This window comes from Mesorhizobium sp. M0208, from assembly GCF_040322015.1.
In the GTDB taxonomy this organism is placed as follows: domain Bacteria; phylum Pseudomonadota; class Alphaproteobacteria; order Rhizobiales; family Rhizobiaceae; genus Mesorhizobium.
In genome coordinates this window covers 61584-74703 of the sequence record NZ_JAMYSP010000012.1, presented here as the reverse complement: position 1 = coordinate 74703, position 13120 = coordinate 61584, and the positions used below count along the sequence as shown (strand labels likewise).

14 protein-coding genes are annotated in these 13120 nt (G+C 58.4%); 10 read left to right on the top strand and 4 right to left on the bottom strand.

Annotation, left to right across the window (positions count from 1 at the left end):
* Positions 1 to 231: 231 nt before the first annotated feature.
* Positions 232 to 1302 (bottom strand): NAD/NADP octopine/nopaline dehydrogenase family protein, encoded by a 1071-nt coding sequence (locus NKJ17_RS14550; protein WP_352689183.1) that lies wholly within the window; start codon positions 1300 to 1302, stop codon positions 232 to 234.
* 213 nt (positions 1303 to 1515) lie between these two features.
* Between NKJ17_RS14550 and NKJ17_RS14545 the strand changes: the two genes are divergently transcribed.
* From NKJ17_RS14545 to NKJ17_RS14510, 8 genes are read left to right on the top strand one after another with little or no spacing between them, the layout of a single operon-like run.
* Positions 1516 to 2487 (top strand): LysR family transcriptional regulator, encoded by a 972-nt coding sequence (locus tag NKJ17_RS14545; RefSeq protein ID WP_352689180.1) that lies wholly within the window; start codon positions 1516 to 1518, stop codon positions 2485 to 2487.
* Positions 2484 to 3953 carry an NAD(P)-binding domain-containing protein gene (locus NKJ17_RS14540; protein ID WP_352689178.1) on the top strand — a complete coding sequence of 490 codons (1470 nt, stop codon included), beginning with the start codon at positions 2484 to 2486 and terminating at the stop codon, positions 3951 to 3953. The genes NKJ17_RS14545 and NKJ17_RS14540 overlap by 4 nt, the downstream gene beginning before the upstream one ends.
* A complete protein-coding gene (locus tag NKJ17_RS14535; RefSeq protein ID WP_352689175.1) occupies positions 3950 to 4432 on the top strand; it encodes a CMD domain-containing protein in 483 nt (160 codons plus the stop codon). The genes NKJ17_RS14540 and NKJ17_RS14535 overlap by 4 nt, the downstream gene beginning before the upstream one ends.
* Entirely contained in the window at positions 4429 to 4992 is a 564-nt protein-coding gene (locus NKJ17_RS14530; RefSeq protein WP_352689173.1) for a peroxidase-related enzyme, read from the top strand. Before NKJ17_RS14535 ends, NKJ17_RS14530 begins: the two co-directional genes overlap by 4 nt.
* Positions 4993 to 5049: 57 nt before the next feature.
* Positions 5050 to 5790, top strand: a complete 741-nt coding sequence (locus tag NKJ17_RS14525) for an amino acid ABC transporter ATP-binding protein (protein WP_352689170.1) — start codon at positions 5050 to 5052, stop codon at positions 5788 to 5790.
* Between the two features lie 24 nt (positions 5791 to 5814).
* The gene (locus tag NKJ17_RS14520) at positions 5815 to 6642 is read left to right on the top strand and encodes a transporter substrate-binding domain-containing protein (RefSeq protein WP_352577913.1); all 828 of its coding nucleotides are present in this window, start codon (positions 5815 to 5817) and stop codon (positions 6640 to 6642) included.
* A 59-nt stretch (positions 6643 to 6701) separates the two neighbouring features.
* The gene (locus NKJ17_RS14515; protein ID WP_031194726.1) at positions 6702 to 7418 is read left to right on the top strand and encodes an amino acid ABC transporter permease; all 717 of its coding nucleotides are present in this window, start codon (positions 6702 to 6704) and stop codon (positions 7416 to 7418) included.
* Between the two features lie 18 nt (positions 7419 to 7436).
* Positions 7437 to 8129: an amino acid ABC transporter permease gene (locus NKJ17_RS14510; protein ID WP_352452053.1), complete on the top strand. Its 693-nt coding sequence runs from the start codon at positions 7437 to 7439 to the stop codon at positions 8127 to 8129.
* 185 nt (positions 8130 to 8314) lie between these two features.
* On the opposite strand, the gene NKJ17_RS14505 is transcribed toward NKJ17_RS14510, so the two are convergent.
* Entirely contained in the window at positions 8315 to 8797 is a 483-nt protein-coding gene (locus tag NKJ17_RS14505; RefSeq protein ID WP_352508390.1) for an Lrp/AsnC family transcriptional regulator, read from the bottom strand.
* Positions 8798 to 8891: 94 nt separating this feature from the next.
* On the opposite strand from NKJ17_RS14505, the gene NKJ17_RS14500 reads away from it, so the two are divergent.
* Together NKJ17_RS14500 and NKJ17_RS14495 are read left to right on the top strand one after the other, a co-directional pair.
* Positions 8892 to 10397: an aminotransferase class V-fold PLP-dependent enzyme gene (locus NKJ17_RS14500; protein ID WP_352689167.1), complete on the top strand. Its 1506-nt coding sequence runs from the start codon at positions 8892 to 8894 to the stop codon at positions 10395 to 10397.
* The gene (locus NKJ17_RS14495; protein ID WP_352689164.1) at positions 10384 to 11262 is read left to right on the top strand and encodes an MBL fold metallo-hydrolase; all 879 of its coding nucleotides are present in this window, start codon (positions 10384 to 10386) and stop codon (positions 11260 to 11262) included. Before NKJ17_RS14500 ends, NKJ17_RS14495 begins: the two co-directional genes overlap by 14 nt.
* 678 nt (positions 11263 to 11940) lie before the next feature.
* On the opposite strand, the gene NKJ17_RS14490 is transcribed toward NKJ17_RS14495, so the two are convergent.
* Together NKJ17_RS14490 and NKJ17_RS14485 are read right to left on the bottom strand one after the other, a co-directional pair.
* Positions 11941 to 12399 carry a hypothetical protein gene (locus tag NKJ17_RS14490; protein WP_352689161.1) on the bottom strand — a complete coding sequence of 153 codons (459 nt, stop codon included), beginning with the start codon at positions 12397 to 12399 and terminating at the stop codon, positions 11941 to 11943.
* 54 nt (positions 12400 to 12453) lie between these two features.
* Positions 12454 to 13053 (bottom strand): hypothetical protein, encoded by a 600-nt coding sequence (locus NKJ17_RS14485; protein WP_352689158.1) that lies wholly within the window; start codon positions 13051 to 13053, stop codon positions 12454 to 12456.
* Between the last annotated feature and the right edge of the window lie 67 nt (positions 13054 to 13120).

Below are 13120 nucleotides of genomic sequence, written 5' to 3'. Positions count from 1 at the left end.
TGCAATGTTCAGGCATCTGGCAACTGATGGAACCATGCCGCACTGGGTTTCGATGACGGACCCTGCTACAGACCCACTCACACCGCCGGGCGGGACCATTCGATCTCGTGCTGAGTTCCTGGAGACATCTCCCGGCGCTCGCCGAGGAACCTGCATGTCGTGCTCGCCGGCAACCAGCGCCGGTGGTTTTTCGGGCACTTGGCCTATGTCCCAGTCCACTGTGGAAACTTGTTAAAATCCCTTACGGCAAAGGTTTTCGAGGTCCGCTTTTGCCATTCCCTCGAAGCCCAGCGCGGGAAGAATATCATTATCTCCCTTAAGATCGCGACCGTAAGCCGCCGAGAATATGGCAATTCCAGATTCATGGAGAATCGCTGAATTTCCGCTGATCTTCCCCAACAAAACGGTCGGCAGCAGCCCGAACGGAACGTCCTCGAGAATATAGCGGCTTTCGATGGTTGACGGGCCGAAGCCGCCGCGGCCTTGGCGATCCATCTCCTGGTTCATTTCCGAAACGGTGGCCATGGGGACGTGAAACGACAATGAAAAATGCTCTTCAACTGTGCGCACGGCAATTCCAAAACGGGCGGCGATCGCCAATCGTTCCGCGTCCAGAGCCTCGATAAAGCGGCCGACAGCCGGGGTGACGTTTCCGGCCTGGCTCCACTGTTCTCCCTTCTCCATGCGTGTGAGATTAAGAAGAGCGATCCCGAGATGGTTCTGCGGATTGAGGTTGCTGAGCGCGATAGCAAGCATGCCGTCGCGCTTGACGAAACGATCGCCGAACAAGCTCGTGCAAAGCTCGAACCCTTGGTCCTGAGCACTGAAAGGCAGCGTCGCGACATCCAGTTTCTGGCGAACGGTTGCAACATCGATTTCGGCTGGCCCGCGCTGTTGCCCGGTCACGAGCGTGGTACCCCAGACGACGATCGGCAGCCTAACCTTCCGGTCGGCAAGCCGCTTGGAGAGATACAGTGCCCCAAAGGAACTGTGCGAGCTGATGATAACCGGCGTTCCGTCCCTTAGATAAGGAGTGGCAGCGTCCATCACCATCTTGTGGCCGTAAGCCGGCAACGCGATTATGACGACGTCGGCATCGGCAATGGCGTCTTTACAATCCTTGGCGATGCGCACCTTAGTCGTTGCCTTGATAGCTCCGGTAGCCTTCAGCAATCCACCGGCGGCCAGCGCCTTGGTGCGTTCTCCGGAAGGCGACCAAAGCATAGGGTCATGTCCCGCTTCGGCCAGATAGGCGGCAAGGCCGTAAGCAATCGCTCCGGCGCCAAGAATGCTTACGCGCATAAATTCCCTCCTGTTGCGGGCCTTGCAGCCTCCATTTCTCACTAGGAGGTTCCACAAATCGGAGCCGCATCTGCCATCGTCGGCTTCTGGCGATGGGATTCCGGCCTGAGCCCGCGATTGCAACATGCCTCAGCGAATATTCGTTTCCGCTTGACATATATCAAAAATGAATGAGACGATGTCAATCATACGGATTGCGTATGTAGAGAGAACATGGAAACCCGCGACCTTCAGAGCTTCCTTGCCGTTGCCGCCAACGGCAGCATCACCAAGGCTGCTGAGATGCTCGGGTGTTCCCAGCCTTCGGTGACACGCACCATTCAGGACCTCGAGGCAGAACTCGGCTTCGAATTGCTGCACCGGGTCGGTCGCCGGGTGCAGCTGTCTGAAGAAGGCGCCGCCTTCGAGGAGGAGGCGCGACGATTGCTGATGTCTTTCACCGAGCTTGCCGCGCGGGCCAAGATGATTGCCGCCGGCAGAGGGCGAATCCTGCAGATTGTTACCACTTCCGCGATCGGTACTGGCTTGATCCCAACGGCCATGGCCGAGCTCAAAGGTGTCGAACTTCCGCACGAGACGCATCTCGGGCAGTTCCTCCCCTCAATCGTCGCCCAGGAGGTGCGGAGCGGACGTGCCGAAATCGGGTTTTCAAGCTTGCCGCTCGATACGCCTGGTTTGGATGTCCTGCGGCTTTATTCAGCGCCTGATGTTGCTGCCGTGCGGGAGGACGATCCGCTGGCTGAACTTGACGTCATACCGCTTTCCGCTTTTGCCGGTCGCCGCGTCGCCACACTGCTCAACCCCCTACGTTTCCAGTTGCATGTCTCAAAAGCCTTGGCGGCCAGGGGCATCGACACAGGACCAGTGATCCGGACGAATACTGCATATGGCGCGTTACAGATCGTGCGTCAGACTGGTGCGGCGGCCGTCATCGATCCCCTCACCGCTTATGGCGTCGCCCTGCCCGATGTCGTCATCCGCCCGATCGACGCAACCGTTCTCTTTTATTGGGGCGTTGTGGCTGCCGAGAAACGCCCGCTTCGTCCAGTCGCTCAGGCGTTGATGGATGCGGTCGAGGCGGTGGCTGAACGGTCGATCGTCGGCTTCAAGAAACTCGATCCGGCCCTGGCTGGCCAATTGGTGACCGATCCTGCGTCCGGTACAAATCACGGAACGGGAATATGAAGCATATCCCCGCCGCGCCAACGTCGACAGGTCTTGCTGCGCTCGAAGTACAGCTCGCGCAAGATCTCGACTTTCTCGAACTGCCCGCCAAGCCATGGGTTCCCGCGCGTTCGCACGATGGCGTGCCGGTCCGCGATGTCGTGGTGATCGGCGCCGGCATGTGCGGACTTGCTGCCACGGCAAAGCTGGTGCTGACCGGGATAACCAATGTCGTGGCCTATGATGCGGCTCCAGCCGGGCTCGAAGGACCATGGGTGACGTTTGCCCGCATGCAAACGCTTCGGTCGCCAAAAACCCTGCACGGTCCGTCGCTCGGCCTGCCGCAATTGACGTTCCGCGCCTGGTTCACGGCGCAATGGGGCGTTGAGGCCTGGCGGTCGCTGGACAAAATCCCCAAGGGCCAGTGGATGGACTACCTGGTCTGGTACCGCAAGGTTCTTGGCCTGCCGGTGCGCAACAGCGTGCGCATGACCGGACTGGCAGCCGTTGGAGATCTGATTGCGATCGATATCGAAGGCGCGGAAACCGGCCGGGTTCTCACCCGTCGTCTCGTTCTGGCCACCGGTCGGTCGGGTTTGGGCGGTTTTGCCGTGCCCGATTTCCTCAGCGGCATCGATCGCGCCTATTGGGCCCATTCCGCCGACGACATCGATTTCGACACGCTGAAAGGTAAGCGTGTCGCTGTCATCGGCGCCGGTGCCTCGTCCATGGACAATGCCGCAACGGCACTCGAGGCGGGAGCCGGCTCTGTTGACATGTTGATCCGGCGCAAGGAAATGCCGCGCATCAACAAGCTGACCGGCATAGGCAGCCCGGGTGTCGTACTCGGCATGCATCACTTGCCGGATGCCTGGAAGTGGAAATTCTTCGATTATACCGCCTCGACCCAGACACCGCCGCCGCGTTCATCGACACTCCGCGTGTCTCGCCACTCGAATGCTCGGTTCCTTCTCGACTGCGGCATAGTTGCGGTGAAGGAGGAGACAGGGACCCTGCTGGTGGAAACCACGCAGGGGCCGTTGCGCTACGACTTTCTGATCGCGGCAACCGGCTTTTCAAACGACTTCAGCGGCCGCCCGGAATTTGCGGCGATCGCCCCACATATCCGCACCTGGTCGGATGGCCGATATAGGCCGGATATGGGGCCGGCTCGTGCAGGCATGTCGGACGCGCCGGATCTCGGTCCGGCCTTCGAGTTTCGCGAACACGTCCCCGGCTCCTGCCCGATGCTGGCGCATATCCACTGCTTCAACGACGCCGCCATGCTGACCCATGGCAAGGTCTCTGGCGATATCCCGGCCGTCAGCGCCGGGGCCGACCGTCTGGTCCGCGGCATTGCCGCATCGCTGTTTGCCGAGGACGTCGAAACCCACTTCGCCAATCTGATCGCCTACGACACGCCCGAACTTCTGGGCGACGAATGGGTCGATTCAACACCCTTGCTGCAGAAGGAGGCTGCGTGGTGATCGACGCGATGGACAAGGCTGCCGGCCTTTCACCGGATGATACCCTTTTCGCCGCACGGCGGTTTCGGCCGGAATTCGTGCGAGGGGCGGAAGAATGTCGCCTCTCCGTCCTGCAGCCGGCAAACGATCAGGGGCTGGCGCCGAATTTAAGGGTTGCTCTGGCCCGCCGCATGGCCGCCCTGAATGCCGATCCTATCCTGATGGCCGAGTATGATGTGCAGCTGGCTCAGCTTGACCCGACTGAGCAGCTTCTGGCCTTGGCCCAAGGGGAAACGGATTTGATTGAACCCTTGGCGACCATCGTTGGTCATGTTGACCTGATCACTCTGACACCGAAAAGCGCGGAAGCGAGCCATATCGCTCTCCTGGAGAAGGCTGGATTGAACAATCCTCAGGTCGTCGCGCTCTCCGAACTGATTGCTTTTGTCAACTTCCAGACACGGGTGGCGTCCGGATTGCGCCTGATGAGGTCGACATGATCTCCTCGGTTCGTCTGAAGCCATTGAATTGGCATCCGTACATCGCGCCGGTCGAGCTATCCGAGGCCACGCCGGAACAGCTCGATGCGATGAAGGTTACGCCGTCGGCCAAGAAAGTTTCGGAATATGTACGGACCCTTGTGCATGATCCGGAAAGCTATCTTGCCCGCACCATCTTGTTCAACGCAATCATGTATGTCGAGGGCGGGCTCGCCCGTCCCGATCGGGAACTTGGCGCGTTGGGCGCCTCGATGGTCAACGGCTGCAAATTCTGTGCCGTTGTTCACGCCCGCAGGCACGCAGAACTGACCAAGAGCGACGAGGTGGTCACCGCGCTGTATCTCGACAAACCTGAAGCGCTCGGCCCACGCGATGCGGCAATCTACAGCTTTGCCCGCCGCCTCTCGGCAGCACCGTCGGAAGCGACGACAGACGATATCGCCGCGCTTCGATCAGTCGGCATGGATGACTGCGAGATCATCGACCTGATCCACGCCATATCGATCTTCGGCTGGGCAAACCGGCTGATGCACGTTCTCGGCCATGCGGAGAGCGGGTGATGATGTCGCATGCGATCAAGGCACTCCGTCCCACACTCTGAAGGACACCAACCAGCAATGCTCGACCTCAAAGATATAAGACTGTCGTACGGAAGCACGCAGGTCCTGAACGGCGTCAATCTCTCGGTAAAGCGAGGTGACGTTGTGTCAATCATCGGCCCAAGCGGCACCGGCAAGACCACCCTGCTGAAATGCATCAACTACCTGGTTAAGCCTGCATCTGGAACCATCGCGTTCGACCAGATTCGGATGGACTATCAGCGCGCCGACAAGACCGCTGTCCAGGCGATCCGGCTCCGGACAGCGATGGTCTTTCAGCAATTCAACGTCTTCAAGAACATGACCGTCCTCCAGAACGTGATGGATCCGCTGGTCGTAGTGCAGCGCAAGTCCACGGACGAGGCGCGTGAAATCGCGCTGCGAGAGCTCGAAAGGGTCGGCCTCTCAGCGAAGCGGGACAGCTATCCGTCCCAGCTCTCAGGTGGCCAGCTCCAGCGTACAGGCATCGCACGTGCGCTGGCGGTTCGGCCGGATGTGATGCTCTTCGACGAACCGACATCATCGCTGGATCCCGAATTGGTCGGTGAAGTCCTGAAGGTGATCAAGGACGTCACGTCGTCCGGCATCACCTCGCTGCTTGTGACCCACGAGATGCAATTCGCAAAGAACATCTCGAACCGGATCGTCTTCATGGATCGTGGCGTGGTTGCCGCCGACGGCAGTCCGGCTGAGATCTTCGATGCGCCTTCCAGCCCGCGACTTGCTCAATTCCTGCAGTCTGAACTCGCTTTTCAATAATCCAACAAGAAGGGAACCCAAGAAATGTCTGCAATCAAATCCAGTTTTTCGCGTCGTTATGCCCTGGCCGTCGCCGGCGGCATCGCAATTGCCCTTGCGACAGCAGGGATCAGCTACGGTCAGACCGTTCGGACAATCAAGATCGCGACCTCTGCCGAATCCAAGCCATTGGCTTGGGGCGCGCTCGGCGTTGAGCCGCAAGGGTATGAACCCGATCTGCTGAGGGCGATCAACGCAAAGCTGCCGCAATACAAGTTCGAAATGGAAGGTGTCTCCGACATCGCGCAGGAAACCGGCCTGGCCACAGGCAAATACGACATCGCGGTCGGCGGTTACTACAAGTCACCCGAGCGCGCCAAGCAGTTCTTCATTCCGGAAAACCCCATGGGCGCCAGCCTGATGAAGATCTACAGCAAAAAGGGCAGCGGCATCAAAGAAATGAAAGATCTGGTCGGCAAGAGGATCGTTCCGACCACGGCTGGCGGCGGAACCTATAAATTCATCATGAACTGGCAAAAAGAAAATCCGCAATACAAGCTTGACGTGACGGCGTCGAGCGCCGGAATCCCGTATCCAAACCGTTTGGATGAGGTTCAGAACGGCAAGTTCGACGCGCTGGTCCTGCCTTCAAATCTTGGTGAGCAGACCGTCATCGATGAAAAGAAGCTCGACATCGTGGCGTCCGAACCAGTCTTCAGCAACAACACCTATATGCTTATTCACAGGTCAGATGAAAACAAGGTTCTGGTCGATGACGTGAACAAAGTTCTCAAGGAGTTGAAAGACGACGGCACGATCGAAAAGCTATCGCAGAAATGGTTTGGCGAAGGCATCGTCAAGTATATGAAATGATGTGATCTAAGTAGATATCGTCAGCGGCAAGGCTGAATTGCAAGAAGGAGCGTTTCAAAGTGGATGTTTCTGCTATGATTCCCGAGTTGCTCTCGGCATTGCCGCTGACGCTCGCTATTACGTTTACCGCCATGTTGGTCGGCTTTTGCTTGGCGCTCGTTGCGACAACATTGCGGATTCGCAGGATACCAGTGGTCAGCCACCTCACCGACCTCTACGTGTCCTATGCCCGCAGCGTTCCCGTCGTCCTCCAGTTGTTCGTCGCGTTCTACGGGCTCCCCCTATTGGTGGCCCTGTTCGGCTCCGCAGATTTCTTCTCGCCGACGATCGCTGCGATGGTCGGACTGAGCTTTTACCATGGCGGCTATCTGTCGGAAGTCCTGCGGCCCGCATACCTGGCCGTCGATCGCGGCCAGCATGATGCAGCCGACAGTCTCGGATATACCTTTCGCCAGAAGATCACCCGCATCGTCGGCCCGCAAGCGGTGCACTTCGCATTGCCGGGCTATGGAAACTCCATCATTTACCTGATCCACAACGTTGCGCTCGTCATGTACATCGGGGCGGCGGACGTGATGGCGACCGCGCATTTGATCATGGAGCGCGACTATAACCAGTACCAGTTCGAAACATACCTCGTCCTGGCCGTCATCTATGCGCTGATGTGCCTGATTGCCTGGTTCATCGTGCACTTGTTCGAGCTTCGCTCGCCGATGCAGGCGCCTGAGGCCACGACAACAGCTCAGATCAAGAACGCGGCCATCGCCAGCGTCTGACCTAAAGGGTATTAAACCATGTTCGATACCGAAATTTTGCTCCAGGACACCCAGGAAATTCTGGGCGCCGTACCTGTAACGCTTGGAATGGCGCTGACGATTTTCGTCTTGTCGACGCTAGTCGGCAGCATTTTTGCACTCGTCGAATACAGACGAGTCCCGGTGCTGCGAGAGCTCATCATGGCTTACAAGATCGTCTTCAAGGGCGTTCCGATGGTCATCGTGATTTTCCTCGCCTATTTCGGTCTGCCCCCGGCATTCCAGTTCCTGCTCTCGTTGCTCGGGATCAACTTCAACGCCCACGAAACACCCAACTCGGTTATCCTTATTATTGCGGTGACAGGCTGTATCGCTGCGTTCCAATCGGAGATTATCAAAGGAGCCCTGAACGCCTTTGACACCGGTCAGTCAGACGCCGCCCATTCCCTTGGCTATACGAACGGCCAATTGTTCCGACGGATTCTGTTTCCCCAGGTGGCTCTCACGGCAATTCCCGACCTGACAACCTCGATGATGGTCATCATGAAGGCGCTTTCTCTCGGATTCGCTATCGAGGTTGTCGATATCTTCGCCCAGTCCCAGCTGACCGCCGCGCTGAACTACTACTACCTCGAAGCCTTCGTGATTGCCGTCGTGATCTACATGGTGATTGCCTATATCGTCACCCAGATTGCCGACAGGCTGGAGCAGGCGCTGAGGGTGCGGACGTGAGCGAAGCGTCGTCAGGACCCGCGCAGCAAGGGCGGAGGAACTCTCAGTTGAGGCCTGCAAACAGCTCATGGGGCGAACTCGCAGCCAGACCTGCGGGCTCATGTAATCGACACCTCACCCTGGTGGTGCCACAGTCGACGGCTTGCCGACGATGAAGGGCGAAGTGTCCAACAGCAGGCGCCGCATTATCGCAGATTGGTCAGATCCACTGGACGATTGTTGATGATCGCTTCCATGGAAAAGAAGCCTGTCACCGTAGCCAGGTCGAAGTTCGTGATCAGTTTCTGGTAGAATGCATCGTAGCCGGACATGCCTTGTGTCACGACCTTGATCAGATAGTCCCAGTCCCCTCCGATCCGATAGAAATCGATCACCTCCGACAACCGTTCAACATGGGCACGGAACGCCTCACTCCACTCCTTGGAATGGTGGCGAGTGCGGACCATTACGAAAACCGTCAGGTCGAGTCCCAGCGCTCGCAGATCGATATCGCTGTGCGACCCCCGGATAAGGCCTAGCGACTGCAGGCGCTGGATCCGCCGCCAGCACGCGTTCTGAGACAGGCCGACCCTCTCCGCCAAATCTCGCTGGGAAACGCTTGCATCGATCTGCATGGCCGTCAAAATCTTCATATCAAATGCATCGATTTTCGCCCGATCTTCGATCATCTGACACGCTCTTTGCAAGAAATTGCAGAAAATAGGTGAATTTTTTCGACCGTGGAGCAGGGTACAATCCGAGTCAATATCCGAGCCGGGGAGAATGACCGTGCAAGCAGCTCGCCCAACGACAGGGCAGACCGAGACCCCTCTGTCAAAGTTCCGCCAGGGGCTGAAGAAAAAGGCTGACGTGACCGCCGACCTCCGGGATGGGCTTGTGGGATCGACGGCGAAAATCGTGGGTCCCTACGGGCAAAAGGACCTGGTGTACGCCGACTATGTCGCGTCAGGCCGCGCACTCCGTCAGATCGAGCGCTTTGTGCTTGAGGAGGTCCTGCCGTACTACGCCAACAGCCACACGGAAGCCTCGTATTGCGGAGGCTTCATGACCCGCATGCGTCGGGAAGCGCGCGCCCTGGTCGGTCAATTCTGCGGGGCCACCGAACGGCATGCTGTGATCTTCACCGGCTCCGGCGCTACGTCGGGGATCAACCGCCTCGTCAAGCTATTCGGCGTCGCCGAAGCCGTGGCAGCGGGCAAGCGCGCTCGGATCATTATCGGTCCCTATGAGCATCACTCCAACATTCTGCCCTGGCGCGAGAGCGGAGCAGAAATCGTGGAAATCGCCGAGGATCCGTCTGGCGGGCCGGACCTGTCTCAGCTCAAGGACGCGGTTGGCGAGGGGTCGTCAGATCTGACGATATGCTCGATGTCCGCGGCCTCGAACGTCACGGGCATCACCAGCGATGTTGCGGCCATCACCGTGATCGTGAAGGCCGCCGGCGCAAAGATGATCTGGGACTATGCGGGCGCAGGTCCCTACCTGCCGATCTCCATGTCGCCCGCCCCTGATGCCCAGATCGACGCGATAGTTGTTTCGCCTCACAAGTTCCTCGGGGGTCCCGGCGCCTCCGGCATTTTGATCATTCGACGCGACGGACCTTCGACGAAAACGCCGTCGTGGCCAGGTGGCGGGACGGTGAAGTTTGTCTCCCCGAAGACACACGATTACAGCGACGGCCTGGAATCCCGCGAGGAAGCCGGCACGCCGAACGTGATCGGCGACATACGAGCCGCGCTGGCCTTCATCGTCAAAGATGCGATCGGACTCGACGCGATGACAGCGCGCAATCGCGAGCTGGCGCGTCGTGCTTTTCGCGCATGGAAACCCCTGCCGCGGCTGGACCTCCTCGGTCTATCGGATCCTGAGCGGCTTCCGATCTTTTCTTTCCGGGTCAAAAACGGAAAGGACGGCTACGTCCACCAGCAGTTGATCACGCGCATGCTAAGCGACCGGTTCGGGATCCAGGCGCGCGGTGGCTGCGCCTGCGCCGGCCCGTATGTTCACAGACTGCTGTCGATCGACGACGAACAGTCCGAGGAAATCAGGCAAGCCATTCTCTCCGGCGACGAAATGAAAAAGCCGGGATTCACCCGGCTGAATTTCAGCGTTCTGCTGCCGGACGAGAAGGTGCAGTTCATACTCGATGCCGTGGCGCAGATTGCGTCCGACGCAACGGACTTCGAGCGTGACTACGACCTCGACCCTGGCCGGGCGATCTTTTTCCCGCGAGCCGCAGTCGAGGGCATCGCCCATGCAGCAGCCTGAAGTCGTCGGCTTCTACGATGCACGGACGGGCAGCATCCAATATGTCGTTGCATGCCCGAGTTCGCGAAGATGCGCCATCGTCGACCCGGTGCTCGATTTCGACGAAAAGTCTGGCTCGACGGCAACGACAAATGCGGACACGATCCTCGACTACATCAAAAGCCACAATTTGAAGCTCGAGTGGATCCTGGACACCCATCCGCATGCCGATCACTTTTCGGCCGCGGGTTATCTCAAGGCAAAAACCGGCGTGCCGATAGCGATCGGCGAGCGCGTGAAGGAAGTGCAGCAGATCTGGCAGGAGATCTATAATTGGCCGGATCTCCCATGCGACGGCTCACAATGGGATCGGCTGTTTGGCGACGGCGAGATCTTCAAGATTGGCGAGCTGGAAGCCCGCGTCATGCACTCGCCAGGGCACACATTGGCGTCGATCACGTATGTCATCGGCGACGCGGCGTTCATTCACGACACGCTTTTCATGCCCGATAGCGGCTCCGCCCGCGCCGATTTTCCAGGCGGCAGCGCAGCTGATCTGTGGCAGTCCATCCAGGACATTCTGAGCTTACCCGGCGAGACCCGTCTCTTTACCGGTCACGACTACAGGCCGGGAGGGCGCCAGGCTCTGTGGGAGAGTTCGGTGGCGGAGCAGAAAGAGAAAAACCAGCACGTCGCCGGTCAATCTCGGAGTGCGTTCATCAGGCTTCGAGAGGCGCGAGACAGGGCATTGCCGATGCCAAGGCTCATGTTGCATGCCCTCCAGGTCAATATTCGCGGAGGAGAGCTGCCTCAGGTCGAGGAAAATGGCCTGCGTTATCTGAAAATCCCGCTCAACGCGCTGCCAGGATCGGTCTGGGGTCAGTGACGAGTTGGAAGGGCTCCCTCCAGCAGCTTCAGCTCACGATCGGTTCAGGATTGCGCCGGATACACGCTCGTCCGAATTGGCGCAGGCGGGTCGATCCTCGCCACGTACGTCGTCGGGATGAGCAATCCTCGGAGCGCTCTCGGAGGTGATCGCGGTAAGCAATTGCGGTGGCGCGCCTGCAACACTATTATCGATCATGTTCTGAGGAGGTATCTCGGATGTGGAATAAGATCGCCAAGCTTCGGTTATCGAGCCGCACCTGGGAGGCAATTCTTTTGGGGATGAAAAGCTTGAGGCGGACCTCAAATAGCCGATGTATGTACTGGTGATTTGACGCAATTCCATAGACAGCATCGTTGGCACCACGAGATTTTCGCGTACAGCTTCGGGATTGCGCCCGGCCGCGGGCCATCACGCACCACTTCACGGCACGTCGTTCAGATTTGTGTAGTGCTTCAGTTTAACGAAATCGAAGTTCCATAAGATAGATTATCCGGACCTTACCGATCAGTGCGGCAACAATTTCCTCAATGTCTCGGTTTTCGACGGATCGATGTTACTTAGGGCCATCATCGTCCGATGAAATTGGACGGGAAACCTGAACTCTTCTGAAACGCTGGGGGTCCGGCGCCCCTCAGGTCAGACCATCAACCTTCGCTCGCCTGCCCTCTGGGTCACTCACTTGTGCGGCATGCAATAGACTCCCTCGGATTCCATCAGTACCGCGCCACCCTTCAACTCGCTCAGTGCGCCGACCCAGGCTTCCGAATAAGTGCGGCTGGCATCCACGGCCGTCAGCCAAAGAACGCGATTGTCGGCCAGTTCGACCTTAACTTCCTGCTGCAAAGGGCTTGCCTGCACAGTCTGTTGATAGTGGCGTTTGATCCTCACATTGCTGGCCGGGAACTCAGCTTCGTTGCTACCGTAGTTCAGCACAAATCCGGTGTGGTCCTCAGCCACTGAGCAACTGCCATCACGCTCACAGACGATTTTGGCAGCGGTCTTGCAGTCCCATTTCAGTGAAGCTGGCCACATAGGATTGTCCACGCTTGATCGCGGCTTGTCGCTCTGACCAGCCGCCGTCAACACTGCGGCTGTGTTCAAAATCACAGTGGACAGGAGAAGCGCCTTGAACACTACAAACCTCCTGAATTGTGGCTCTCATAGCCTCGTCCTGCCTGATCGCATGGCTCATGGCATGTTGAGATTGAACCAGCTTTTCTGGCGCACGCCGTTCGCTTCATCATACTCAATGAACCAGGGCTTTCCGCGCGTCGGTCGAGGGATGGTGTAGTAGGTGGGGCCATTGCCAAAGGAATGCCCTCGATCGTTCCCCGCGGTCTGGATTGTTGCCGCAACCACCTTACCGTCGATTTCGATTTGGACCTGTCGTGATCCGTCTCCACGATTCCCGCCGAGGCCGCTGTTTTTGACAACGACGGGCAACGAGAGCCTATCGGACGCGATGCGGCAGATATTCCGTTCTTGCTCCATTCCGGGCCGGTCGGAGTTGGCGCCAACTGCTTGCCAGCCAGACGGACAATCCTCATACTTCTCAAATTTCGCGGCGCTGGAGTTGGCTTGCGGACAGGTCGGCCAGTTAAATCCCGGGGCTTCCATCGCCGCAATCAACTTGTAAATTGGCGGGTGGCAAGATGGCGTGCCCTGCCAGTCGCCGGACAGACACAGGAGGACCTGACAGCCCCATTCCGATGCCTGTGATTGGGATGGAAGAGCCGCTGCGCCCGCGAGGGCGACGGAACCCACCAAAAGGAATTTGAGCATGATCATAGCCTTTTCCTCGCTGCGGATTTTGATAGTTTACTATGGATGATCCGCGCGAAAAAGGACAGATCGA